This window comes from Methanooceanicella nereidis (assembly GCF_021023085.1).
Taxonomy (GTDB): Archaea; Halobacteriota; Methanocellia; order Methanocellales; family Methanocellaceae; genus Methanooceanicella; species Methanooceanicella nereidis.
Window position 1 is genome coordinate 248681 of record NZ_PGCK01000002.1, and the last position, 25181, is coordinate 273861.

At 45.6% G+C, this 25181-nt stretch carries 22 protein-coding genes; 12 read left to right on the forward strand and 10 right to left on the reverse strand.

Features of this window, described 5'->3' with window-relative positions:
- Nucleotides 1-6 precede the first annotated feature (6 nt).
- On the reverse strand, nt 7-774 hold the full coding sequence (locus tag CUJ83_RS03430) for a hypothetical protein (protein WP_230740642.1): 768 nt from the start codon (nt 772-774) through the stop codon (nt 7-9).
- Nucleotides 775-962: 188 nt separating this feature from the next.
- Here CUJ83_RS03430 and CUJ83_RS03435 point away from each other — a divergent pair, with 188 nt between their 5' ends.
- Both CUJ83_RS03435 and CUJ83_RS03440 read left to right on the forward strand, forming a co-directional pair.
- Nucleotides 963-2390, forward strand: a complete 1428-nt coding sequence (locus CUJ83_RS03435; RefSeq protein ID WP_230740643.1) for a dihydrolipoyl dehydrogenase — start codon at nt 963-965, stop codon at nt 2388-2390.
- Between the two features lie 198 nt (nt 2391-2588).
- Complete coding sequence (locus tag CUJ83_RS03440; RefSeq protein ID WP_230740645.1) at nt 2589-3812, forward strand: ATP-binding protein; 1224 nt, start codon at nt 2589-2591, stop codon at nt 3810-3812.
- On the opposite strand, the gene CUJ83_RS03445 is transcribed toward CUJ83_RS03440, so the two are convergent.
- The 3 genes from CUJ83_RS03445 to CUJ83_RS03455 all read right to left on the reverse strand — a co-directional run bounded on the left by CUJ83_RS03445 (nt 3813) and on the right by CUJ83_RS03455 (nt 6205).
- Nucleotides 3813-4556, reverse strand: coding sequence for a class I SAM-dependent methyltransferase (locus CUJ83_RS03445; protein ID WP_230740647.1), 744 nt, complete (start codon nt 4554-4556; stop codon nt 3813-3815).
- A gap of 230 nt (nt 4557-4786) precedes the next feature.
- On the reverse strand, nt 4787-5467 hold the full coding sequence (locus tag CUJ83_RS03450; protein ID WP_230740649.1) for a hypothetical protein: 681 nt from the start codon (nt 5465-5467) through the stop codon (nt 4787-4789).
- A 261-nt stretch (nt 5468-5728) separates the two neighbouring features.
- Nucleotides 5729-6205, reverse strand: a complete 477-nt coding sequence (locus CUJ83_RS03455) for a GNAT family N-acetyltransferase (RefSeq protein WP_230740651.1) — start codon at nt 6203-6205, stop codon at nt 5729-5731.
- Between the two features lie 207 nt (nt 6206-6412).
- Here CUJ83_RS03455 and CUJ83_RS03460 point away from each other — a divergent pair, with 207 nt between their 5' ends.
- From CUJ83_RS03460 to CUJ83_RS03470, 3 genes are all read left to right on the forward strand, one after another.
- Nucleotides 6413-7009, forward strand: coding sequence for a DUF4352 domain-containing protein (locus CUJ83_RS03460; protein WP_230740653.1), 597 nt, complete (start codon nt 6413-6415; stop codon nt 7007-7009).
- Between the two features lie 170 nt (nt 7010-7179).
- Nucleotides 7180-8412, forward strand: coding sequence for a fasciclin domain-containing protein (locus tag CUJ83_RS03465; protein WP_230740655.1), 1233 nt, complete (start codon nt 7180-7182; stop codon nt 8410-8412).
- Nucleotides 8413-8534: 122 nt separating this feature from the next.
- Nucleotides 8535-8747: a hypothetical protein gene (locus tag CUJ83_RS03470; RefSeq protein ID WP_230740657.1), complete on the forward strand. Its 213-nt coding sequence runs from the start codon at nt 8535-8537 to the stop codon at nt 8745-8747.
- A gap of 28 nt (nt 8748-8775) precedes the next feature.
- On the opposite strand, the gene CUJ83_RS03475 is transcribed toward CUJ83_RS03470, so the two are convergent.
- Nucleotides 8776-9315, reverse strand: coding sequence for a hypothetical protein (locus tag CUJ83_RS03475; protein ID WP_230740659.1), 540 nt, complete (start codon nt 9313-9315; stop codon nt 8776-8778).
- A 28-nt stretch (nt 9316-9343) separates the two neighbouring features.
- The gene (locus CUJ83_RS03480) at nt 9344-9787 is read right to left on the reverse strand and encodes a DUF3795 domain-containing protein (protein WP_230740662.1); all 444 of its coding nucleotides are present in this window, start codon (nt 9785-9787) and stop codon (nt 9344-9346) included.
- A gap of 397 nt (nt 9788-10184) precedes the next feature.
- Here CUJ83_RS03480 and CUJ83_RS03485 point away from each other — a divergent pair, with 397 nt between their 5' ends.
- Nucleotides 10185-10616 carry a hypothetical protein gene (locus CUJ83_RS03485; RefSeq protein WP_230740664.1) on the forward strand — a complete coding sequence of 144 codons (432 nt, stop codon included), beginning with the start codon at nt 10185-10187 and terminating at the stop codon, nt 10614-10616.
- Nucleotides 10617-10733: 117 nt separating this feature from the next.
- On the opposite strand, the gene CUJ83_RS03490 is transcribed toward CUJ83_RS03485, so the two are convergent.
- Entirely contained in the window at nt 10734-12230 is a 1497-nt protein-coding gene (locus CUJ83_RS03490; RefSeq protein WP_230740666.1) for a carboxypeptidase M32, read from the reverse strand.
- A gap of 821 nt (nt 12231-13051) precedes the next feature.
- Here CUJ83_RS03490 and CUJ83_RS03495 point away from each other — a divergent pair.
- The gene (locus CUJ83_RS03495; RefSeq protein ID WP_230740668.1) at nt 13052-13786 is read left to right on the forward strand and encodes a hypothetical protein; all 735 of its coding nucleotides are present in this window, start codon (nt 13052-13054) and stop codon (nt 13784-13786) included.
- A 79-nt stretch (nt 13787-13865) separates the two neighbouring features.
- Here CUJ83_RS03495 and CUJ83_RS03500 read toward each other — a convergent pair whose 3' ends face one another.
- On the reverse strand, nt 13866-14852 hold the full coding sequence (locus tag CUJ83_RS03500) for a 4Fe-4S binding protein (protein ID WP_230740670.1): 987 nt from the start codon (nt 14850-14852) through the stop codon (nt 13866-13868).
- Between the two features lie 406 nt (nt 14853-15258).
- On the opposite strand from CUJ83_RS03500, the gene CUJ83_RS03505 reads away from it, so the two are divergent.
- From CUJ83_RS03505 to CUJ83_RS03515, 3 genes are all read left to right on the forward strand, one after another.
- Nucleotides 15259-17412: an amylo-alpha-1,6-glucosidase gene (locus tag CUJ83_RS03505; protein WP_230740671.1), complete on the forward strand. Its 2154-nt coding sequence runs from the start codon at nt 15259-15261 to the stop codon at nt 17410-17412.
- A gap of 120 nt (nt 17413-17532) precedes the next feature.
- The gene (locus CUJ83_RS03510; protein ID WP_230740673.1) at nt 17533-18081 is read left to right on the forward strand and encodes a flavodoxin domain-containing protein; all 549 of its coding nucleotides are present in this window, start codon (nt 17533-17535) and stop codon (nt 18079-18081) included.
- Nucleotides 18082-18334: 253 nt separating this feature from the next.
- Nucleotides 18335-20335 carry a beta-propeller domain-containing protein gene (locus tag CUJ83_RS03515; protein WP_230740675.1) on the forward strand — a complete coding sequence of 667 codons (2001 nt, stop codon included), beginning with the start codon at nt 18335-18337 and terminating at the stop codon, nt 20333-20335.
- A gap of 161 nt (nt 20336-20496) precedes the next feature.
- On the opposite strand, the gene CUJ83_RS03520 is transcribed toward CUJ83_RS03515, so the two are convergent.
- Nucleotides 20497-20961: a GyrI-like domain-containing protein gene (locus CUJ83_RS03520; protein ID WP_230740677.1), complete on the reverse strand. Its 465-nt coding sequence runs from the start codon at nt 20959-20961 to the stop codon at nt 20497-20499.
- A gap of 208 nt (nt 20962-21169) precedes the next feature.
- On the reverse strand, nt 21170-21736 hold the full coding sequence (locus CUJ83_RS03525) for an OsmC family protein (RefSeq protein ID WP_230740680.1): 567 nt from the start codon (nt 21734-21736) through the stop codon (nt 21170-21172).
- A 214-nt stretch (nt 21737-21950) separates the two neighbouring features.
- On the opposite strand from CUJ83_RS03525, the gene CUJ83_RS03530 reads away from it, so the two are divergent.
- Both CUJ83_RS03530 and CUJ83_RS03535 read left to right on the forward strand, forming a co-directional pair.
- Nucleotides 21951-23198 (forward strand): cation diffusion facilitator family transporter, encoded by a 1248-nt coding sequence (locus CUJ83_RS03530; RefSeq protein ID WP_230740682.1) that lies wholly within the window; start codon nt 21951-21953, stop codon nt 23196-23198.
- Between the two features lie 267 nt (nt 23199-23465).
- Entirely contained in the window at nt 23466-25109 is a 1644-nt protein-coding gene (locus CUJ83_RS03535) for an NAD-dependent malic enzyme (RefSeq protein ID WP_230740684.1), read from the forward strand.
- Nucleotides 25110-25181: the final 72 nt, after the last annotated feature.

The following is a 25181-nucleotide window of genomic DNA, read 5'->3' on the forward strand; positions in this document are numbered from 1 at the left end:
ATATATTCAGGGCATATTCCCGGGACCTTTAAACGAGCACGGTACCCCGACCATACATTTCGCGCAGACGTCCGTCAGGCCCAGACCTGAATACAGGCTGTCATTATACAGGCACATCTCATAGCATCGGTGCCTGTCAAAACTATCCGCCCTCAATGCCTGGTTCACGCATCTGTCGACACATTTTTTACAGATCCCTTTACCCTTATAGAGACATCGCTCAATGCCGTCCCTTTCCGTAGGTTCGATCTTCAAGTCCGTGACCATGCTCCCCACTCTTCCGCAGCAGCCCCTATCTGTGATCAGCATGTTATTCAGGCCGAACGTTCCCAGTCCCGCGACATAGGCGACATGCCTGTGAGACCAGTCGCTTATCAGCTTTTCCCCGTCGAAATTATGCGTCGCTGGAATGACAGCCGACCTATAGCCCATCTTTTCCAGCTCACCTTTTATGAATATGCTCAGGTCATTGATCATCTGGTTAGTCTCAATGTACGCTACCGCCCACTGCCTTGAGCTTTCCCTGCCGGGGATATTACTCTGCGCGACAGACTTCTCGAACGGTATAAAATATGTTATGACTGTTCTTGCGCCTTCCAAAAAATCTTCAGGCATCGCATGCGTCGGGCTTATTATCTCCTTTAGCCTGATAAACATCTCATCTTTTACGTCTGCATATGCCACTAATGGTTCATCCCAGCCCGTCAATGTGTTTTTTAGGGCGGGATAATCTTTTACATACCCTTTGATAAGACTCTCGATAGCTCTTTTCAATTGTAACCTACCGCCGCGATAGTATAGTTAAACTGATAGCTACTTTAGATATGAATTTTTTGATACAATGAAAGGCTGTTTAACCGGTATTCTCATTTATCCGTGTTATTTCGCCCCGATTTTTAGGATAAAACGCCAAAAATAATTAAAAAACTGTATGGCCCACTATTCATCGGGAATGTGATGCTATGGAAAAGTACGATGTCATTGTCATAGGCTCAGGCGCGGGTTTTAACGTAGCCTACGATGCCGTGAACGAAGGATTAAACGTGGCGCTTTTAGAGCATGGGCCTCTCGGCGGGACATGCCTGAACACGGGATGCATACCGTCCAAGACGCTTATTTACCCGGCTGACGTCATCAGGATACTACAGGATGCGAAATCGGTAGGCGTCGAAGGCAATATCAGCAGGGTTGACTTCGATTTCATAATGAAGCGCATGAGGGGGATAGTGGAAAAGGAAAGAAGATCTATGGAAGAAGGCATACGGTCCGCGGACAACCTGACCTGGTACAGGAAGACCTCGGAGTTTATCAGCGACCATACTTTAAAGTGCGGGGATGAGACTGTCAACGCCCCTAAGATAGTGATAGCTTCGGGCAGCAGGGAAGGGATACCACCGATAGAAGGGCTGAAAGAGACCGGTTATATTGATCATGTTTCCCTTCTTAAGCTCGATAAGCTGCCAGGGAGCCTGATAATAATCGGCGGCGGATACATCGGATGCGAGTACGGGCACTTCTTTTCTGCACTGGGATCGGACGTGACACTGATAGGAAGAAGCGCGACGCTCATGGACGATGAGGAGCCGGAAGTGAGCAACACGGTCACAAGGGTACTGTCCAGGGACTTTAAAGTGCACACGAACCATGAGGCGCAGAAGGTAGAGGCTGAAAAAGACAAAAAAGTAGTCCATGCAAAAAACCGAAACGACGATAAAATGTACAGGTTTGAAGCTGAAGAGATACTGGTCGCCACAGGCAGAAGATCGAACTCGGACATACTAAAGCCTGAGAGAACGGGAGTAGAGACAGATAAAAAAGGCTGGATCAAGGTGAACAAGTACCTGGAGACAAATAAGCCCGGGATATATGCTCTTGGAGATGCCACGGGCAAGAACATGTACAGGCATACGGCCAATTATGAGGCGGAAGTAGTGTCCGCGAACATGCTAAGGGGCGAGAGAATGGAGAACGATCAACATGCCATCCCGCATGCGGTGTTCACGCACCCCCAGATAGGGGGTGTCGGGATGAAGGAATCCGAAGCTGCAGAGGCAGGCTATAACATACTGGTCGGTAAAGCCGTTTATATGGATGCCGCAAAAGGGTATGCCATGGCGGAGCAGGACGGGTTCGTGAAGCTGATCGTCGAAAAGGATACGAGGAAGATCCTGGGATGCTCCATAATAGGGCCTGAAGCTCCGGTCATGATACAGCAGGTTGTATACCTGATGAACACAGACAGCCAGGACCTGACGCCTTTAATGAGAGCCCAGATCATCCACCCGACATTAAGCGAGGTCATCACGAAGGCGGTCGGTAATCTGGAAGAGCCTGAGAGCTACCATGAGAAGCTGCGGCTGGAAGAGCGCGGCAGGGAAGCCCGGGCCTGAACCTACCACAATCCATGATCTGGAAAATATGGCTGCTGACCTTGTACAGGTAAATTTGGACAGGCCCGTATATCGATCTGAAATAGAATACTGGAGTTCTGGTAAAAAATAGGATAGGTCGTTTAGCAGCCATAGAATTTATTTTATTATAAGTATTTAAGTTACTGATAACAAATTAAACAAATCCGGACCGGTATCATGAATCGCCTTACAGAGGAGAATAAGACAAAAGAGGGCTTAATTAAGGAAATAGAAAATCTTCGGGAACAGAACTCGGACCTGAGATCGAAATATTACGACCTGAAGAGAAGCCAGAAGTTCCTCAGGCTCGCCTTATTCTCGATTGAGAATTCAATGAACATGATCTTTTGGACCACTCCTGATAGCCGGTTTTTTTATGTCAACGATACAGTATGCAAGACGCTGGGATATACCCGTCAGGAACTGTTATCCATGGATGTCTTTGACGTGGACGTCAAGTTCAGAAAGGAGGATTGGCCTGATTACTGGGAAAAGATCAAAGAGCAGGTGTCCACAAAGATCGAGTCGAAATTCAGGGCAAAGAACGGGACCATAATACCCGTTGAAGCTACCGTGAATTACATCGAGTTCGAGGGAAAAGAGTATAACTGCTCCATAGTCAGCGATATTAGCGATAGAAAAAAAGCAGAGGAGGAAATAAAAGAATCAAAGAACAGGGCGGAGATGTACCTGGACCTCATGGGGCATGACATCAATAACTTGAATCAGATCGCTCTTGGATACCTGGAATTTGCCAGCGATATATTAGAAAAGAATAACAGGCTTGAAAAAGATGATAAGCAACTCATCGAAAAGCCGGCGGAAGCTCTTAAGAATAGCTCCAAGCTCATTTCAAACGTTAAAAAGATACAGCGTATAAAAGCGGGCAGACTACAATTCATCCCCATAAACCTCTGTGACATATTGTCGGAACTAAGGGACCATTATGCCAGGACCCCGGACAGGGATATCACGATCAATTATGTTTCGATCCCCGGATGTACCATATTATCAAACCGGCTGATAACCGACGTGTTCTCCAATATCATAGAGAACTCCATCAAGCATTCGGACCCGGAAAAACCGCTGACCGTCAATATCGAAGTATCGGTGGTCACGGAGGATAAAAAGGCATATTATAAGGTCGTTATTGAAGATAACGGGCCGGGCATACCCGATGCCTTAAAAAAGAAGATCTTCAAGCGCTTTGTGGCAGACAGGAAAAAGGCGGAAGGAAGAGGGCTCGGGCTGTTCGTTGTAAAGACACTGGTTGAAGAGTTTAATGGAAAGATCCGGGTAGAAGACCGCGTACACGGAGACAGAAGCAAAGGCAGTAGATTCATAGTGACACTGCCGGTAATGGTTGATATCCCCGGCACGAAAAAAGCGAATAGCCGTTGATCATTGATTTCCTTTATAGTATGGTGTCTCAAATTCCCTGGCATCAAACACGCTAATGAATTTCCCTGATTTACCGAGACGCTCGACCAGCAAGAATGACGAAGCCGCAAACCGGGGAAATATTTTGCTCAAGACACTGCTGACCGGAGGCGGGAACGGGTAAAAATTAGATCCTCTGACCTTTGATACCCGGAAATATCCATCCGTCTCTATGAACCTTTTAAGCGAAGGGACAGTATATCCCCTGACATGAGGCCCCATGGTCTCTATCGAAGTCGGCTGCTCACCCAATAATAACAGGACACGGTTGTGTAAAGATGCAAGGTTCGGTACGCCGATGATCAATATCCCGCCTTTTTTCAAAGTCCGGGATACCTCGGAAAATATCCAGAAGACCTCTTTTGTATGCTCTATGACCTGATTGGCTATGATAATGTCAAAAAACCCGTCTTCGAACGGTAAAGCGTCCTTCTCGATGTCCAGCACGCGTACATTAATGCCGTTATGTCTCAGCGCTTCTGCTTTCTGCTCATCATAGTCTATTCCGTAAAGCTCCAGGTCTTTATCCGCTATTGAACTTTTAACGTTTTGAAGGTCGGCGCCGTATCCGCACCCGATGTCAAGCACTTTGAGCTTCATGCCGTCCTGTCTGCCTGCGTGTTCATTACACCAGCCTGCAATGATGTCGCGGCCATAGTTTAAGTGGAAGTTCTTTTCGACGGACTTGTTGAGTGGTCTGAGCATTGTCATTACCGATCTATGTTAGATTATTCATGAGATAGTCCCGATAGAATAAACACTTTATCATCAAGGTATCGGTATGGTAAAAAGAATAAGTGTCCATATGCGTTTTTAATAAGACATTCATCGAGTTTAGTCAGGACCGGATGATCGCTGAACTCACGAGAGCATGGAATAGCCGATCCATTGTACGAATAGAGTAGGCGACATTTGTCGCCTTCCCGTTATTAACTTTAATTGCCCGGCTCCTTAAAGAACATGACAGTCAGGGGGATAAGCGCGAGGATAAAAAATATCCCGCCGACAAGAGAGCCTGGCGTTAGGGCACCGATGTTCCCGACAATTCCTATTACGCCCAGGATACACGCTATAGCGTTTATGATTAGCAGCAATCCTGATATTCTGGCATATTTGCCGCGGTTCATGAGTATTAGCCCGAAAGCTATCGACGAAATGCCGAGTATCGCATAAGCCAGGTTATTTAACAGGTAGACCAGGGAGCCCGGCCAGGACTGGATCATATAGCCCAGAAGGAACCCTGACATCGACGCAGTCTCGGCTACCTCGTATGATGAGATGAGCGAAGGCACGATCGTGATCTGGGTGAGATACGAGAAAAGGTTCAGCATGCAATATACGGGGATAAAAACGAGCCCTATCAGCGATAGGCCGGGGTCGCTGTGCTTGCAGTACAGATAAAGCCCTGCGAATAAAGCTGTTATGACAAGAGTGAGCAATACGACATTCACATATGATAAGTATCCAACAATATCCTGTCCCGATAGTTCGGCTATCGCCTTATCCAGAGTGTCGGTCGGGCCCTTACCCGACATCGAGGCGATCAATAAGACGATCCATAGCACTGATAGTAACAGACCTATAAAAGAGACATGACCAAAATCCTTTATTTTCATACGGTAACGACCTCTAACATGGCTCGAGCCAGATAATGTCTTGAAGACATTAGCACTGAATGAAATCTTTACTGATAGTATTTGAAGATTACAGTATAATGTCAAGTATCGTCATCGACAAACAATTACTTGGTTTTATGTGCCATCGGAGACGACGGCAGGAGATCCGATAAGGATCTCGTCAAGAGCGATCTTTAAAATCAGGCTATTTGTCATGGCTGGCGGACTTTGATGGAAAAACAGTGGCAGAAAAAAGTAAATCTATTTTTTAACTTGCTCAAGTGTAATGAATTTGGGACGATACCCATAGCGGCCATAAAATGAAAGCACATCCTCATTTCCGGCTGCTATGGATACTTTCTTTGTTATCGCCCCGCCCGTGTCCATCCACTTTTCCGCTCTTTCTAAAAAAGTGTCGCCTATGCCCATCGACCTGAAATCCTTTTCTATATAAATAGAGTCTATCTCGCCTGCCTTTTCGCCTTTTTCAAGGCATAGGGAAGTGATGCAATAACCGATACATTGATCTGTATCATTCTCGATAGCCATGTCCACTCTCAGAAGACCGTTCCTGGATTTTTCCTGAAGTTCTTCTTTTCTTTTCTCGAAGCTCATTTCCTCATATCTTTTTTTAAAGTCACGTGACATAGCCCGGTGATGATCCCTTAGCTTTTCCCACAATGGCCGGACCATATCAAGACCTTTCTCATCCGTTTCAATGAAAGTGATGTTTGGCACATATTCGCCGTATGTGTTTTACGATTATATTTTTTATGATATGATCTAAAAAGCTCAAGGAAATTCCCAGTAAGGTTATTTGTCGACAGGGAAAAATTGTACGTTTGATAATTTACTAAAATTAATCATATTTTTAAATAATATTGTATTTCACAGGAAAATTTAAGTAAATATCCCATATAATTTAATTATTCCGGAAGTGTGAAAATGATAAGGAATCATAAGATATTAATATTGATACTGCTGGTATCATTCGCCGTAATGATCTGCGGTTGTGCGAAACCGGTGGAAAAGCCGCCGGTGATGAACGGCACGACACCGTCGCCGGGTTCTGAGCCGGCCGGCTTTTCGAAGGATAATCCCGCACCCATAGGGGAGACCATCACTGTCGAAGACTGGAACTGGGGACAGAAAAAGATCAGCATCGAGATCACTCTCCTTGAGACGGTACGAGGGGATGAAGCCTGGAACCGTATCTCGGACGCCAATGTCTTAAACCAGGCCCCTAAGGACGGAAAAGAATACCTGATGGCTAAATTCAGGTACAGGCTTGAGAAATTAGGGCCAGCCGGGGAAAGCTTCCGCATCAGTACGCTTGACTTTGATGCCGTGACAACGGACGGTGTCGTTGTAAATGGCATACCTCTCATGGCCGGTATTGAAATGATCAACGCGGAACTCTATGAAGGCGGCACGAAAGAAGGATGGGTAATATACCAGGTGCCTAAGGATGATGCCTCGCCCGTAATAGCTTACGGAAGGATGGTATCTGGCTCTGGCGGGCTATGGTTTAAAACCGCATAATAAAAAACAGTTTGAATATCCCTGTTCGGGATATTCCTTTTTACTATACGGCCATTTTTCAGGGTATTATGACCTGTTTTTGTTGACTGATTAGAAATTTGAACAAATTTAAAAATTAATTTTATAAAAAAATAAATATTAATGTCTTTTATGTTATTTTGTGGGGGATTATGGCAGAATATAGGAAAATACTCATAATACTGGCTTTATCGGCCTTGATGATCGGCCTGACAGTGCCATTAATATCTGCACAGGATACACAGCAAAATACCATACCTGAAAATCTACGGTTGTTCACTGATTTTTCAACACTTGTAAATGCCGTGGACGCGGCAGGGATAGAGAACACGCTTAGCGGTCCCGGACCTTATACCTTGCTTGCTCCTACTAACGACGCTTTCGATAAATTTACGCCGAACACTCTCGGCGCGATATTTAACGATAAGCAAAAGATCGGTGACATACTCCGGTATCACGTCATACCTGGAAAATTGACATTGAACGAGCTTGCCGGCTTGAGGTCCGTCAGGACCATCGATGGCAGGACTTTACAGGTATCTGTTAAAGACGGCTATCTAATGGTCGACGGCGCAAGGATCATCACAAGAGGTATCGATAGCAAGAACGGAGTCATCTACGCAGTTGACAATTTGATGATACCGCCCGCGGCTGCGGCTCCGGTCGAGGTGGGGACGGGTGTACCGGCTCCTGTGAAGATCCCGCAGGCAGGCCAGCCAGCGGCAAGACAGCAGCCTCCGGCCATTCCGGGAATACCGCCGCCGGGAGGACAGACAGGCATTAACTGGGGAAGACTTCTCGGGATCTTCGTTGGCCTGGGCATACTGTTCCTGATAGGCCTCGCGATACTCCTGCCGATATGGATGTTCATGCGCTGGAGGAGAAAGCGTGCAGAAAGGGCTGCCAGGGCCAGACAGAAACAGGCATACGGCACCCAATATAAAGAGCCTGCGGCATCACGATATGAAAAGCCGGCCGCGGAAAAGCCAGAAGCACAATACAGGCTAAAATATGAAGAGCCCTACGTTACGGCGGCGGAGACTGAGAGGATCACGCTCGATGATACTGCCGTGGAAGAGCTGAAGAGGCTTGATAAGAGTAAGCTGGCAGGGATACGCAAGTACATTATTGGTTCATATAATAACTTCCGGGACATGCTGGAATTCGTCCGTGACGCCCACATAGACCTGTTAGAGATCAGGGACCTGAATGCCGTAAGAAGGCTTGCGGAAAGATATTCGCTCAACCTGTTCAATTCCAGTACCCTTGAGCTCGCCCTTGAGAAGAATGCCACAATATACACAAAGGACCCGGGGCTGATGAACAAATACCGTGCAGCCGGAGCGAGAGCCGATGATGTCAGAAAATTAATATCCCGCTTATAAGCCCCGGGTCGTGCGATGAGACCTGTTTAGGCGAGAGGGTTGAGCAGGATCATTTTTTATTTTCATGAGCCATGGACAGTAACTTATTTGTCCGATGCACTTAAATGAAGTCTTGGTAGCATATGTCCGATAGATTAAAAGAGATCCTCGTACCATGCCCTGGCTGCGGCAATATCCATAAGGTACCCGTAAAAGACGTGCTGGAAAACGCGCATATAAAAATGCCCTGCGGTGCCGTAATAGGAAGCGCCGGGCTGATGAGACGTATCAAGGATGCCGAGGAAAAGGCCAAGGACCCAAAACCGCGCATATACAGGCTGGACGATAAGATCTAATTAAGTTCAGTGATAAAATAAAAAGTTTTTATTGATCCTTTTTACGGGTATTACCTTTCATCCCCTCATAAGCCGGACAGCCGATCTGCCCTTGCTTGCAGTTCTTGCAAAATTCTTTTTTCATCAGGAAGCTAACAATGACCGCAATTATCGTATAAGCCGCTAAAAGGGCTAAAGATAGTATCGAGAATCGCAACAATATCAATGCAAGCCCTCCGAACACAGGAAGCAGTAAGGCTCCGAAGTCAAGTATCCCGGCTGTCATTAAATTTTTTGGGTTTTTAAATTCATTCGGGTCGCCCCTCCTGAATAGCAGCTTACACAGTAGTCCAAGGCCTGAAGAGCATCTTTTACCATAGTAATAACAGTAGCTGCACCGAAATTTCACGCCTGCAAGCAATGATATTGCACATAGTATTACATAGGCAAGGCCAAAAAACGGATCTGCCAGGTAAAAGATCGCCGTCCCTATCGCATAGCTTAAAAGTGTTATGCCTAAAGATATGCAATTATGCCGGAAAGGATAGCCTTCATTACAGGCATTTTCTTCGATCGGAATGATTTGCATAAGCCCGTTACCCTCCTCCCGTCATGTCTTACCAATGCCGTTTTCCGTTGACAAAACCTTCGATGCCGCCCTTATTGATCTTTTTAAGGTTCTTGATATATGCATCATCATGTATCGGCTTCAGGAAATCCAGCTTTGTACAGGTCTCGAACTCACCGCACTCCCAGCAACCCTGTATTCCCTTTTTCACACAGCAGTTCCGGATCTTACACTGCGGAGGACCTCCTCCGTTCCTGCATCCCCGTTTACATCTTAGCCTTACCATAGCGCCCAGGACATCGTAGCATTGGTCATAGTTCTCAAAATCCTTAAAGTACTTTGATAATCCTTTTGACGTCCTGTCAAATTTTGACTCGCGCAGCTTTTTCCTTAGATCCCTTGCAAGATCGGCTATCTCCCCTTTATAGTTATGACAGTCTCCGCAATAAAGGCCGCAATAGCAGACCAGTTCATACCCGCCGTCACCCATCATAAAACCTCATATCCATATATTGTATAAATAAGGGTAATATAACAATATCCCGGTATGATCAACAAGCCCATACATCCGACCTGAAAGTCAATCCTTTCATAGGTTCGTCTTTTTATGTTAAATCTGAAAGACCACTGACAACTGAAATGATAAAGTTTTATTCCGGGAAAGCTTGAATTCAAGGTTTTTTAATAAAGCAGTAAAGGTCATGTAAACCTTTTATATTTTATCCAAATAATTATATATTTTACCCCATTTAGAAAAATAAGCCGATTTTATGCATTTTTCGTGCAAATATTAAGAAATTTAGTATTATTTAGCACAATTGTTGATATATTTGCCAGTTGAACATACAGTACGAGCATTAATACTACAAATAAACCGGGGAATGGTCATTATGGAAAAAACGATAAAACTTTCATTCGCAGTCCTGATAGCACTGATATTATTGAACGCCGGATGTATGGCCAGTGCGTATGAGGCTTCGCCCGCATCATCAGCCGACATTGTAAAACCCTTGGTGAAAAATTTTGTAACGTACGATGAGACGTTCAAGTATGACGGCATACGTGAGACTTTAGCGATAGAGCAGCTAAATGATGATACGGATAAGATGGGTTTGTTACAGGCCGATATTCCTGGACCGGCATATAAGTATAAAGTAAAGTTCGACTGCCTGCACACCGGGTATGGAGACAGGAGAGGGAAGTACCTCGGACAGGCAATAACAGGACATGAAGCGATAATCACCGTGGAGAACTACAGGATAAAAAGCGCGATCATGGATGAGTACTGGGATATGATGAACGAGGAAGTATTATTTGACTAACTTTTTTTATTTATTGATCTTATTTTTTCATGTCTTGAACTGAAATTTTAATATCCCCATGCAAAAACTGATAGATATTATCAGATTTGAATTCGAAAAAAAAAAGGATGACTATGGTCATAATGAAATACCATATATACTCCCATACTTCTCTTTTGCATAACGGATGAAGTGATCCTCGTTAATGGTCTCTCCGGTCACCCTTCTGATAAGCTCCTTCGCATCATACCGCTTGCCGTGCCTGTGCACGTTCTTCCTGAGCCAGTCCAGCAATACACTGACATCACCAGCCATGATCCTATCCTCAAGACCGGGTATTTTCCGTTTTGCCGCATCCCAGAGCTGTGCAGAATATATGTTGCCCAGAGCATATGTGGGGAAATATCCGAATGCGCCGATAGACCAGTGGATGTCCTGCAGGCAGCCGCTGGCGTCGTCAGGAACTTCTATGTCAAGATAGTTCTTAAAACGCTCGTTCCAGAAAGCGGGTATCTCATGCGTCTTAAGCTTGCCGTCGAAGATCGCCGACTCGACATCATAGCGGAGCATTATATGCATGTTATAGGTCATCTCGTCCGCATCGATCCGGATATACGACCGCTTTACACGATTTATGTATCTATGGAAGGCGTCAGGAGACATTTTGCCGATGCCCGGGAACGTATGCTGAAGCTTCGGATATTGATATTTCCAGAAATATATGCTTCGGCCGACCACATTTTCCCAGAATCTTGACTGAGACTCATGGATACCAAGAGAGATCGCATCTGCCAGCGGCGTGTGATAATACTTCTCCAAAAATCCCTGCTCGTAGAGCGCGTGCCCGGTCTCGTGCAGAGCCGGGAATATGGCAATGGCAGGGTTATTTTCGTCGTACTTGACAGTTATCCGGACATCGCTTCCTGTGCCGGACGTGAACGGGTGGGCGGAAATGTCGATCCTCCCGCAGTTCATATCGAACCCGATGTCCGAGCACAGCCGGGCGATAAATTTTCGCTGTTCTTCGAGCGGATAAGTACCGGGAGGGATAACATCTACAGGCTCTGTCTCCCCCAATATTTTTTCGGCTATCGGTTTTAGCTTGCCCAGGAAACGAGGGAACAGTAAGTCTATGTCACCGGCCTTCATGCCGGGCTCATATTCGTCCAGTAGCGCATCATATGGCCGGTCTTCATACCCGATACATTCCGTCTCGCGGAACTTAAGGCCGATCATCCTGTCAAGCAGCGGCTCCAGCTTTTTAAAATCGCTATCACTCCTTGCCTTTACCCATGCTTCCATGCCCAGGGACGCAGTTCGCGTGATCTCTTTTACCAGATCCGCGGGCATGCTTGACGCTCTCTTATACTTCCTTTCTACGTTTCGGAGTATCGCCTCTCCGTCAGATGAAAGCTTTTGTTTTTTCAATGCTTTGATCAGCTTACCCATTTTTTGCGAGGTCAGCTTCTCATGTACGACACCTGCGATGACGGCATTATATCGCGCCCTTTGCTGGAAAGACCCTGGCGGCATATAAGTTTGCTCATCCCAGGACAAAAGTCCCCCGATCTGTTCAAGCATCCCGATATCCCTGACCAACTCTAAAAATTCGCGGTATTCTTTGCTCGCTGGCATATAGACATAAATTAATTTAAATTGATATAATAGTTAGTATAAATCATATCAGAAAAGGGAGTTTTTAGTATGGTCAATGTTTCGCTGCTATCAATGTACAATGATTCTTATCAAATATTGGGGGATATGTTTTACGTTATGCCTGTCGGATGGCAGGTAGGCACGTAACCTCACAGAAACACAAAACCACAAAATTTTTTATATGATTTTTTAAGGTCTCTAAATCACAAAAACTTACTCACCAAACCACAAAGGCTCAAGTATCACCGTCAACGCACAAACACCCCTAACGCACGGCTTAACGCTCGAAGTGCTCTAATCCACTAACGCTAAAACAAGCCCCGAACATTCTCCAATAACACGAAATTTTAACTGCACGGTTGACGTTTATATGGCTAATATATCCATGATATAGATCAGGCGAACACAGACCGGGATATTGAACTTTAGTGTTTTTGGAGAATGTTCGGGGCTTGTTTTAGCGTTAGTGACTTAGAGAGGTTAGTGCGTTAAGCCGAGCGTTAGGGGTGTTTGTGCATTGACGGTGATACTGGAGCCTTTGTGGTTTGGTGAGTAAATTTTTGAGATTTCGTGCACTTAAAAAATCATATAAAAAATTTAGTGTTTCCGTGTTTTTGTGAGGTTACGTGCCTACCTGCCATCCGTCAGGCACAACCACAAAAATATCACATCCAAAAAGCCAATGAAACAGTACAATAAATGAATGGAGATTCTATCATTTTTGCATTTCAAGTAATTCACGTTAGATTCTTCACAAAGATATTTTTAGATAACTCCGGATTTTTTACGGGGGATAAATTGTGCACAGTAAAACTATCAGAACGATTTTAATAGTATTTGTCCTGCTTTCGCTTTTTACCGGGATCGTTCCCGGCACATTTGCGCAGGACGGGTACATGGACGATAAAGATCCTATGGCCGATAAATATGGCCGTATGACCGGCAGGCAGATCGACCGCATAGACAGTGTGATATCGATCTCTAACATGAGCACTGATTCGGCTATGTTCACGATAAGTGAAATGGTCTTGAAGGGAATAGGGAATAACGTATCCCACATTATTCTCAGTAAGCCGTTAAGCGGGGAGTATGACATGACCAGCGACATGGCTTACATGTCTACAAAAGAACTGGACACGGCTACCATGGAAAGATCGGACGTCGGTAAAACATCCATCGCAGTTGCCGGCGCTTCCGCGATCTGGACCATGAAGGACATCAAGGTGCTATTCAACGACAGGGACTACTTCCTGTACGAGTTCGGCACGCTGTCGCTGTACATGCCGGACGGCACAGTGAAATCCTATAAGCTGGAAAAGCCCGTGAAGATGCTGTTTTCCAAAGAGAGAAAGATGGAAATAATGGATGCGTATCCTACGGTGACCAGCGCCCTTAAAGATGCTTTCATGCCGGGAGATAAGTTCCCGTCCGACGCTGAGCCGATACCTATGACCGAACTGATCAAGGCGACATCGTCTGCGCCGGCTTCGCGGATAGAATATAAGAAGCCTGAAATAGTGTCGGTGCCTGTGTGACTTCAAAGTCACATCTTTTCTTTTTTTAAAGATCGGTGATATACGATGTGTTTTTAACTTTACGGCCCTGTCCGCCGGGTTAAGTTTTATCCTTACTGCTCGCACGATTCTTTCTATCGTGTCCCGCCTTGATATTATCATATCCGACCGTATTAAAGGGACATTCTTTGATGCAAACAGAGCATCCATAATTTTTGCTAAAGTATTGCAGGCATTTTTCACCGTCGACAAATCGTATCTCTTCGTTCGCCATTTTCACCGGCGTTTCATATATTGCGCCCGGCGGGCATTTTTTAATACACCTGCCGCAGTTTTTACAGAAATCACGGATCCATTCGTGAGAGTTATCAGCCGATACCGGAAGGTTCTCTATGCTCGTAAAGACCGCTGCGATCCTCTGGCGGGGACCGCAACCCGGCGATATCAGTAGCCCGTGCCTGCCGCGCACCCCCATGCCGGCTTTCTCTGCAAGGGCAGGATAGAAAACGAGACCGCCTAATGCAGGGCTTGCATGTGCACCGTAGCCATTCTTTCTTAAGGAACTTGCGATCTCATTGGCCATCTCGCCAAGGTCGGCATAGGTCTTGATCACGTTATCCATCGTGTCAAAGCTTGGAGCCTTGCCGATCTTTTCCTTATCCATCTCCATCGTCAGGATGATCGCGTTTTCGTAAAGGATGCCCCGGTTTTTAAAGATCGATCCCCGGGGGACTTTAACGTATCCTACCGCATTTACTCCCATCAGCTTTGCTTCTTTCTCCAGGCTCGCGATAAATGCTTTATCGGCTATTGTCTTCGGGTGTCCGGGATTTTCGATTAAAGACTCAACGCTTTTGGACTGGATATTCCTGCAGCGCCTTAAGTTAGGCAATATTCTCTTTAAAAATTGTAATTTTTGGAAAAAAGCCATTTCCTTAAATGAATTATCATCGATCGTGACCGTTCCCCGTTCTCTTGAAAGCTCATTATACAGGATAACGCCTTTCATTTCCAGGATCTTCTCTTCGGCCTTATTCATTTTTTCATATGTTTTTTCCCTGTATCCGGAAATGAATTCCTTAATCATTTTACCACCCGGTGAAATCTGTTGAGTAAATAAACAGGTGTGTCTTACACGTATAAATACAGAATGGTCGGTACATGACGATCAATTTAGAAAAATTTTATAGTGACGAAATTAAGGGATAACATAAACCCATACCGTCCGGATGCCTGCCGGCATTGATCATTCAACGTACTGTGGACATGGAAGAGACCGGCTAAAAATATGCCTTTATTTAATGTGCTTAAAACACTTTATTTTTAATAAATAAACAATAAAATTATAACTAATATTATAATAAATAATAATATGCAATGGCCTTCGTAAAGTAAAGCATATCGTTTTCCGAATGATCATAATACGGAAAAGGGTCTGCTCTCGATAGCATACTGATACTGACGGGGCTTTGACGACGGGAGAAAATGCGCCTATGCCGGATAGAAAAAAAGTGCATAAATGGCATGAAAGTTCAAAGGACATACTTAACGCTTTGGTGATACGTGAAGAGAACCTGACACTGGTAACATTGCAGAACGGGAACATACCAAACGGCCACCATCACGGGTACGGCCTCTATCACAAGGATTGCAGGTTCTTGAACGAGTTCGTGCTTAAGATAAATGGCAGGGAGCCGAAAGAGATACTGGCAAGCGATGATAAAGGCTACTCGTCAATTACGATGATGACCAACTCTGAGTCAGTCGACTGTAAAGGGAGAAGCATAGACAAGGATACTATCAGCATAAGACGAATTAGAGAAATTCCGGAGATACTGATCGAAAGAATAAAGATAGAAAATTTTAACGAATTTGAAGTCTCGCTTAAGGTGACTCTCGAATTCGACTCTGATTTTTACGATATATTCACTGTCAGAGGTATCACCGGAGAAGATAAGGGAAAGCTTGTCCACCCGGCATTTAATGGGAAAGACCTGCTATTTTCCTATGTGGGAAAGGACGAACATATAAGGAGCACGAGGATATCTTTCTCAACCCCGCCCCAGGACATAAAGTCAGGGCTCTGCACATTCATTGTAGATCTAAGCCCGAATGAGTCCAGGGAAATATCGCTAAAAATAAAAGTGGACGATATTGATAAAAATGCGCCTCGCAAAGAAAAAAAGGTCTCTCCTGAAAAAACTTTAAAAAAGATACAGTTTTCTTACCTTAACAAGCTGGAATACTGTAGCAATATCCAGACAAATAACCTCATATTTAACAAAATATTCCTGCGCTCGCTCTTAGATCTCAGAATGCTTCATATGAGTTCGGGGAAATACACATATCACGCGGCAGGCGTACCGTGGTACGATGCGTTGTTCGGACGGGACAGTATTATCTCGGCCATTCAGATATTGCCTTATGAGCACATCATTGCAAGATCCACTCTTATGTTGCTGTCAAAGTTCCAGGGCAGGAGGATGGATAACTGGACAGAGGAAGAACCCGGCAAGATATTGCATGAATTAAGAGTGGGAGAGAAATCAAACCTGAACGAGATCCCGCAGACGCCATATTATGGCAGTATCGACTCGACGCCGCTATTCCTCATATTGTTATCCGAATACATTGACTGGACGGGGGACATCGACCTGTACCATAAGCTTAAGGATAACGTTGATGCAGCCATTTCATGGATTGACAGATTTGCCATGAGCGAGAACGGGTTCGCGACTTATAAAAGAAGGTCGAAAATGGGACTGGATAATCAGGGCTGGAAAGATTCTTTAAACGCAATAAGCCATTCGGACGGATCGCTGGCCAGGCATCCTGTAGCCCTGGCAGAAGTACAGGGATATGTTTACATGGTAAAGCGCAAATTTACCATTCTTTTCAGCAGGATAGGAAGGGAGGACGAAGCGGCGAGGATGAAAAGAGAAGCTGATGACATGTATAGAAAATTTAACGAGCTCTTCTGGATGAAAGATAAAAAATATTACGCGCAGGCCATCGACGATAAGGGTGTCTGCGACGTCATATCCACAAACCCGGCTCAATGTTTATGGACAGGGATTATAGATAAGGCACACTCAGATGACCTGGTGAGCAGGATATTCGAGCCGGACATGTTCACGGGATTGGGCATACGTACGTTATCGTCAAAAGAAAAACGATATAATCCCATGGGATATCATACCGGCACTGTCTGGCCGCATGATAATTCGATAATCACTGCCGGCTTAAGCAAATACGGATACAGGGACGAGATGACGACCCTATTTTCAAGTATGTATGATGCGGCGCAGTTCTACCCGAGATACAGGCTTCCTGAGCTTTTCGGCGGATTTAATTATGCTGAATACGGAATACCTATTAAGTACCCGGTAGCATGTAGCCCGCAGGCATGGTCTGCAGGTACGATACCCCATATGTTAAGCTCCTCTCTCGGGTTTACGCCGGACGCCATGGATAAGCGCCTGACATTAAATGAACCATACCTGCCGCCATGGCTTGAGACGGCCCGGATATTAAATTTGACGATCGGTGATTCGAGGGTGGATCTCGAATTCAGAAGAGTCGGAAAAAGCACTCTTGTCAACGTCATAGATAAAAAAGGCGACGTTGAGGTGAACGTAGTCTATTGATCTCTAGCGTTTTACCTGAATAACAGGTCAATGATGAAATACATAGGACTTTTTTTAAGGATAAAAAGGATAACCGGCAAGATTATAGCTTCAATACACCTATGAGAGATTGGGTAACAAATGAAAGCATTGGTAGTATACGGTACCAGAGGCGGTGCTACGAAAGGCATTGCCGATGAGATAGCAAAGGCGCTGGAAGAACAGGGCTATGCTGCGACGGTGAAAAATGCCCGGGAGACGAAAGGTATCAATGTGAATGAGTTTGACCTGATAGTAGTGGGCAGTTCCATCTGGGCTACGAAGTGGAAGAGAGATGCGGCGAACTTCCTGAAGCGTAACGCCAAGGCGCTTGAAGACAAGAAGGTCGCGCTGTTCGCTTCCGGCCTGTCTGGCGGAGACCCGTCCCAGAGAGAATACGGCATGAAGACCTACCTCGAGAAAGTGGCGGAAAAATATCCATCCATAAAGCCGATATCCATGGGGCTATTTGGCGGCTATGTCGACTTTAACAGTCCCAACCTTATAGCAAGGATAATGGGCATGGCCATGAAGGGAGAACTTGAGAAGAAAGGTGTGGATGTCAGTAAGCCTTATGATGCCAGGGACTTACCGGCAGTGAGAAAATGGGCGCTGGAGCTGGCGGAAAAAGCAAAGCAGGCTTCTAACTGAGCAAGGAAACCAGAAAAATAATTTTTTTAAACATATACTCAGTGTAGTTTGCCTATCAGCTATTTTCAATTTGATAATTTTCTGGTCGATCGTATAAAATATTCAATTAATGGCAATACCAGGCCTATTAACTAAAAACAGTAATATTAAAGCTAATTTTAATAAATAATGAATTAATTCTATAACTACAAATCAAATCGTAGCCTAATAAAAGCTTAAATCGGGTAAATACCAACAATTTAACAGAGATAGGATGAGCCTTATGAAATCTGAGAGATCTGATATTTACCTGTTTGCTATCTTTGCATTACTCATATCGGCCGTGTTGATGATATCTGCCATCGCCCTTATCAGCAATATGAGACCCCAAAACGTCATATTAAGTTCGCCATTCGATCCCGGGCATACTTCTGAACTTCCGAGGTTTTCATCGGACCGGGATATGATAAAAGCGTTCATGAACGCGTCCGCCGGCATTTATGAGTGTGAGGATAGCGCATGGAATTCATGGCTGCCTTTATCTCCCATATTAAGCGCCGGGGATGCATCAAAAGGTTCGGAGGCCATCGGCAGACAATCAGGGGACTTTTCGACAACGAATGTGCAGGTCGAAGGCGTTGACGAAGCAGATATAATAAAAACTGACGGGAAATACGTATATATTATCGCCAAAGACAAGATCATCATCGCCTTAGCTTATCCTGGAAGAAACGCTGAAATATTATCGTCAACGAATATCGCCGGATTCAGGCCGTCAGAAATGTTCATTGACGATGACAGATTACTTGTATTCGGTTCTTCCAGCGTAAACATTCCGGAGCCGCTTGACGTAAAGGCGGAAAAGATCGTTGCAGGATGCCCCTATTGCTGGCATATACCTGCAGTAACTTCAGTAAAGCTCTATGATATATCTGACAGGAAAGATCCGCAGATCCTGAGGACGTTCGAGATAGAGGGCAGTTATCTCACGTCAAGAAAGATAGGCAATGATGTATATTTCGTCGTGAACACTTATCCCCGTATATGGCCATTATACGAGGGCGTGGAAGCGGACAACATCATACCTCTTTGCAGGGAAGGCTCGGAGTCATTTAAGCCGGTGGCCGATGCCACGGACATCTGCTACATCCCGCCGGTAGAAGCTGCCAGCTTTATAACTTTAGCATCGGTATCGATGACCGACGAGGATAAAGACATCACTAAAGAGACGATCGCGGGTTCAGGACAGAACGTGTACGCCTCGGAGAATAATCTTTATATCACGCAATCGGACTGCTATGGATATTATAGATACTCTCCGGACGGTAAAACCGGTGAGGAAACTACCGTTGCTAAGTTCAGTCTTGACGGCGGGAAAATAAAATTCATAGGCAGCGGCCGCGTTAAAGGGCATATACTTAACCAGTTCTCCATGGACGAGTATAATGGATATTTCCGGATAGCAACGACCATAGGGGAAGTCTGGAACTCTAAAACCCCGTCTACAAATAACGTCTATGTTTTAGACGGGAACATGAACGTCGTCGGCGAACTTGAAGACCTTGCGCCGGGAGAGAAGATATATTCAGCCAGGTTCATGGGCAAGCGCTGCTATATGGTCACGTTCAAGAAAGTCGACCCGCTGTTCGTAATAGACCTCAGCGACCCGAAAGACCCGGATGTCCTGGGTAAATTAAAGATACCCGGGTACAGCGATTATCTTCACCCTTACGACGAGAACCACATAATAGGCATAGGAAAGGACACAGTTGATGCAGGCGAGAGCGAGACATCTGGCAGGGGCCTTGACTTCGCATGGTACCAGGGCGTCAAGATGGCGATATTCGACGTCAGCGACGTGGAACATCCTAAAGAGATGTATAAGGTGGTCATAGGTGACAGAGGCACCGACTCGCCCGTACTTACTGACCATAAGGCATTCCTGTTCGACAGGGAGAAAAATTTACTGGTATTACCTATCACTGTAGCCGAGATACAGGGTGAGCGGACTTCTTTGAACCAGTATGGCGATTATGTGTTCCAGGGAGCCTATGTCTACGACGTCAGCATAAAAAATGGCTTCACGCTCAGGGGAAAGGTAACTCACTACGATGACGACGAAGTTTTCAAGAAGAGCGGATACTACTTCTATGGCGACAGGTCGATATCGAGAAGCCTTTACATAAAAGATGTGCTTTACACAATGTCAAGCTCGATACTTCAGCTAAATGACCTTGATACGTTGAAGGAAATAAAACAACTGAAACTTGATTGATCAGGTTCGGATATAATGACATATCAGGGCGCGGGTTACCCTGCCTGCTGCCCTGTAATGTCATAAATTATGGATACATTAAAAAAGTAAAAAAAAATGTAGCTTCTGGCAACAGGATAATAGCCACCAATATTAATGTGGCCATATCCACCATTTCATTATCAGTTCTTTAACGGGAATACGATCAGCGTCTGTAATTCCGAAGGCGGCGTGACCGTCGGATCATTCAGGTACATCTCATAGGCCACTCCTGTCGGCTCATAACCCTTATCGATAATGAAGTTGGTAAGCGCCCCATACGCATGGCACATCTCATCACCATATGGGCCGGTATACAGACAGGTCCCCAGTTTGCCGCCGGGGATCTCGCCCGGATTAATATCCCCCTTTCCCGGAAGCTTTTTTGCTACCGGGAAACCAAGTTCGATATCCAGGTTTTCCATGTCCATGTTATAATAGGCAGTAAATGGCGGGCCTACGGGGTTTTCGCCAAGTTCGCAAATGTATTGTATGATCGATCCGTATCCATTCCCCAGCACCTGCGGTAAATTCCGCACGGACGTCCTTGCCCTTATAGATAACACCGGTTGAGCGGGCTGTTCTTTGAGTTCGCATTTGAAAGACATTGTTATTACTCCAGACCAATATATCGACTATTAGATAGCCGTAAGTCTATCCATCCAGATGGATAACTTAGCTAAGAATTGTTCTGCATAAAAATATCATTTAGCGTAGTGTTTGACGAAAGTATTTTCATGAAAAATCATCAGGACGGCCACATAAAAACATAAAGTGAGGGATCGCATGGCTTACCCTCGCCAAATACATATCTTTTTATGTTTCCAGGGTAACCGTGATCGGAGTCGTATTATGCGTAATGTCAAATACGGGCGACCTCTTTTGAGCCACATCTATGAGCTCCAGCAATTGCTCACGGGTGGCATTCGATTTGATCTTAAAGGTCACGCGTATTTTTTCATATCCTCTCCTGACGCTATTCGAGATCCCCAGGAATCCCCTGACATCAAGGTCGCCCTCCAATCTTGATTCCACCTCGTCCAGCTGGATCCCTTTTACGGCAGCGTGGGCTACCAGGCTTGTGGTCAGGCATGCGGAAAGTGCTACCAGCACATATTCTACAGGGTTAGCTCCCTGGTCTTCCCCTAAAAGTACCTGAGGCTCATCCGCATCAAAAACATATGGCTCGGTCCGCGTATCGTCTTCCTTGCCGGCCCCGTAAAAATCCTTGACCTTTGCGCGGTTATGCATCGAGTTGACCCATTTGTTGGTCGCGCGAAACTGGAATTTTGCAAGTCCCGGTCTCTCTTTTATAGTATCGATAGTGCTGTACAGCTTTGTGACATTTATACCGTTCACGATCTTTTCTTCTATCATCTGCATTGACATTCCCGGATAATAATCAGACCCGGGTGGTGTTAAGATTTTGTAGCGGTTTGTGTCATTAACACTTTATGTACCTGGTTTTTTAATGCCTGTATGTCTGAATATGACTTTCGGCCATTCTTTTTAGAATTATATCATGTTTCGGAAAGTGTTAAAATATAGTTTATATTATATTCTAATGTTATCGGGATGTCCATCAGTGTGAGTTTGTATGCGTAGAGAGACTCCGGAGAAAAGCGGGATAGATAAAACACCTGAATCCGTGCTTATACGAGTTGCCTTTTTATCCCTTATCGTTAATGTCGGCCTGGTCATAGCAAAGTTAGGCCTCTCCCTGATCTCGGGAAGCCTGGCACTTCGCGCTGACGGCATACACTCGTTTGTAGACGTCATCATGTCCGTAGCACTGATCTTTGGGATAAAGATCTCTTCCCGTAAGAGCAAAGGCTATCCTTACGGCCTCTATAAAGTGGAGAATATCGTATCTGTGGCCATCTCGTTATTGATATTTCTCACGGCGTACGAGATAACGCTGGAGGCATTGAGCTCCAAGGGCGCTCAACTGCCATACAGCGGATGGGTCCTGGTAGCTGTCGCACTTATCGTTCCGGTCCCTTACATTCTTGGAATGTATGAAGTAAAAGTGGGTAGAAAGTATAACTCGCCAAGCCTGATAGCGGACGGAGAACAGCACAAGGTCGATGTCCTCACCGCATCTATAGTGTTCTTTGCCCTGCTTGGCCAGTACTTTGGTATTCCGCTCGACAGTATCGCAGCGATAATAGTAGCCCTATTTATAATCCGTTCGGGATGGTACATTTTAAAGGATAGTATGCGTACCCTTCTCGATGCCTCTATAGATCATGATACCCTGGATACTATCAGAGCCGCCATACTATCGGATCCCATCGTTAGAAGAGTAAAGCGGATAACGGGCCGTAATTCAGGGCGTTTTATGTTTGTGGAAGCGACGGTAACCATGGCCGGATCGGATCTGGAGAAGGCGCATAATGCAAGTGAGAGGATCGAAGATCAGATCCGTAAACTGGTCCCTAACGTAGATCGTGTACTTATCCACTACGAACCGGAAACGAAAACGCATTTGCGCTATGCCATTCCTTTACAGGACAGGGAGGGTAAGCTCAGCCCCCACTTTGGGGAGGCGCCTTTCTTTGCGCTTATAGATTTTAACGTAAAAGAATGTAAGTTCGAGCGTCAGAAAATAATAGCGAATCAGGAAAAAGAGTCTGAAAAAAGAAAAGGGATAATGGTGGCAAAGATGCTGCTCGATAACGAGCCTGACGTAGTGCTCACAAAGCAATCTCTCTCCGGAAAAAGCGCGTCATATGTTTTTGGAGCCGCGAACATAAAGGTAAAAGAAACAGATGCTGAATCAATCTCCCGGGCCATAGAGCAGATAGAGCGTGAGCTTCGATGGAAGAATACTATCGAAGAATAACCACGACCCAAAAAACCAATACAATAAAGGTATCTTTATAGAGGATCCTATATTACACCAATAACTGATGCAAAATAGTTATAGAATATCAATGACCATTTTGAATACAATTTATTTATAGCATAATGGATTACATTACTATCCAAATATGGTGAAAATCCTCGGTCACCAGAAGTTATACACAATCATATGTATCAAAGCGTATGATATGAGGAAAGACCATCAGGATACATGATCTGTTCATCCTATTGCCGGAGAGGTACCAGTATGGATTTAAACGGAAACCGAATCACAAAACGCGGGATCGAGCTCTTACAGGATCCGACGCTCAATAAATCCACCGCATTCACAGAGGAGGAACGTCAGGCAAGAGGCCTGGTCGGTCTTATCCCCGACGTTATCGAGACAGAAGAGACACAGATAAACCGCGTGATGCAGCAGCTCAACGATAATTCCTCCGACCTAGACCGGTACATCTACCTTATTTCACTTCTCGATAACGACGAGACATTATTTTACAAGGTGGTCATGTCAGACCCCGCGCATTTCCTGCCGGTAATTTACAGCCCGACGATAGGCGAGGCATGCTTGAAGTTCGGCCACATTTTCCAGCGGCCTCGCGGCATGTATATCTCGATCAGGCGCAAAGGCCATGTAAAGGAGATACTTCGCAACTGGCCGGAAAAAGACGTCCGGTTCATATGCGTAACGGACGGCGAGCGAATACTCGGCCTCGGCGACCTGGGCGCTAACGGAATGGGTATACCCATAGGAAAATTACAGCTATACACCGCCTGTGCAGCAGTGCCGCCCCACGTCCTTCTTCCGGTGTTCCTGGATATGGGAACGAATAACCGCGATTGCATTAACGATCCGCTGTATCTCGGCATCCGCCAGACAAGGCCCCCGGCTGAAGAGATATATGAGTTCACGGACGAGTTCATGTCCGCAGTGCAGGAAGTTTTTCCCCAGTGCTGCATCCATTTCGAGGACTGGGGAGGTGTCGATGCCATTAACCTTCTGGAGCGATACCGTGAGAACTATTGCTGTTTTAACGATGACATACAGGGCACTTCAGGCGTCATACTGGCCGGCATCATCAACGCGCTTAAGATCGCCGGCAGCAGGCTGAAAGACCAGAGGATATTGTTCCTTGGAGCCGGCTCTGCGGCCATCGGGATCGCCGATCTTATCGTCTCTGCCATGATGCAGGACGGGCTGACGAAGGAAGAAGCGGTCTCCCGCATATGGCTCTTCGATACCAAAGGCCTGGTAGAGTCAAGCCGATCGAAGGTAAAGAGCTTTCAGAAGCCTTATGCGCATACACATACGCCAACCAGGGATTTCGCCGAGGCGATCGGGTCCGTCAAGCCTACTGCGATAATCGGCGTGAGCACTACAGGTAAAGCCTTCAACAGGCGTGTTATCGAGACCATGGCCACTATTAATGATCGCCCCATTATTTTCGCGCTGTCGAATCCTACGGACCATGCGGAATGTACTCCTGACGAGGCGTACGAATGGTCCCGGGGCCGTGCCATTTATGCTGCCGGCATTCAGTTCCCGCCAGTAGAGTATAACGGTAAAAAATTCGTTCCCAGCCAGGCAAACAACATGTATGTTTATCCTGCTATCGGAATGGCGGTGTATGCCACTCAGGCAAAGCGTATCACTGACGATATGTTCATTGCTGCTGCTCATGCAGTTGCCGAACAGGTCACGCAGGCCGAACTTGACTCAGGAAAGATTTACCCGCACCAGTCGAATATTCTGGAGACAGAGCTATATACGGCGACGAAAGTGGCAGAGGTCATCTTCGATAAAAGCCTCGCGGGAGTGGACAGGCCTGAGAATATACGCGCATTCATTGAATCGCATGCATATAAGCCTGAATACAAGAGCCTGATGTAAAAACAATAATAGCAGACATATTGTATTAGCGGCAGCCAGGACTTTCATACGGGAATACATTGACGGAAGCCG

Excerpts from the sequence above, each read along its gene's own strand:
- CUJ83_RS03435 (WP_230740643.1), top strand. The coding sequence starts at position 963 with ATGGAAAAGTACGATGTCATTGTCATAGGCTCAGGCGCGGGTTTTAAC.
- CUJ83_RS03440 (WP_230740645.1), top strand. The coding sequence starts at position 2,589 with ATGAATCGCCTTACAGAGGAGAATAAGACAAAAGAGGGCTTAATTAAG.
- CUJ83_RS03445 (WP_230740647.1), bottom strand. The coding sequence starts at position 4,556 with ATGCTCAGACCACTCAACAAGTCCGTCGAAAAGAACTTCCACTTAAAC.
- CUJ83_RS03450 (WP_230740649.1), bottom strand. The coding sequence starts at position 5,467 with ATGAAAATAAAGGATTTTGGTCATGTCTCTTTTATAGGTCTGTTACTA.
- CUJ83_RS03460 (WP_230740653.1), top strand. The coding sequence starts at position 6,413 with ATGATAAGGAATCATAAGATATTAATATTGATACTGCTGGTATCATTC.
- CUJ83_RS03465 (WP_230740655.1), top strand. The coding sequence starts at position 7,180 with ATGGCAGAATATAGGAAAATACTCATAATACTGGCTTTATCGGCCTTG.
- CUJ83_RS03470 (WP_230740657.1), top strand. The coding sequence starts at position 8,535 with ATGTCCGATAGATTAAAAGAGATCCTCGTACCATGCCCTGGCTGCGGC.
- CUJ83_RS03475 (WP_230740659.1), bottom strand. The coding sequence starts at position 9,315 with ATGCAAATCATTCCGATCGAAGAAAATGCCTGTAATGAAGGCTATCCT.
- CUJ83_RS03480 (WP_230740662.1), bottom strand. The coding sequence starts at position 9,787 with ATGATGGGTGACGGCGGGTATGAACTGGTCTGCTATTGCGGCCTTTAT.
- CUJ83_RS03485 (WP_230740664.1), top strand. The coding sequence starts at position 10,185 with ATGGAAAAAACGATAAAACTTTCATTCGCAGTCCTGATAGCACTGATA.
- CUJ83_RS03490 (WP_230740666.1), bottom strand. The coding sequence starts at position 12,230 with ATGCCAGCGAGCAAAGAATACCGCGAATTTTTAGAGTTGGTCAGGGAT.
- CUJ83_RS03500 (WP_230740670.1), bottom strand. The coding sequence starts at position 14,852 with ATGATTAAGGAATTCATTTCCGGATACAGGGAAAAAACATATGAAAAA.
- CUJ83_RS03505 (WP_230740671.1), top strand. The coding sequence starts at position 15,259 with ATGCCGGATAGAAAAAAAGTGCATAAATGGCATGAAAGTTCAAAGGAC.
- CUJ83_RS03510 (WP_230740673.1), top strand. The coding sequence starts at position 17,533 with ATGAAAGCATTGGTAGTATACGGTACCAGAGGCGGTGCTACGAAAGGC.
- CUJ83_RS03515 (WP_230740675.1), top strand. The coding sequence starts at position 18,335 with ATGAGCCTTATGAAATCTGAGAGATCTGATATTTACCTGTTTGCTATC.
- CUJ83_RS03520 (WP_230740677.1), bottom strand. The coding sequence starts at position 20,961 with ATGTCTTTCAAATGCGAACTCAAAGAACAGCCCGCTCAACCGGTGTTA.
- CUJ83_RS03525 (WP_230740680.1), bottom strand. The coding sequence starts at position 21,736 with ATGCAGATGATAGAAGAAAAGATCGTGAACGGTATAAATGTCACAAAG.
- CUJ83_RS03530 (WP_230740682.1), top strand. The coding sequence starts at position 21,951 with ATGCGTAGAGAGACTCCGGAGAAAAGCGGGATAGATAAAACACCTGAA.
- CUJ83_RS03535 (WP_230740684.1), top strand. The coding sequence starts at position 23,466 with ATGGATTTAAACGGAAACCGAATCACAAAACGCGGGATCGAGCTCTTA.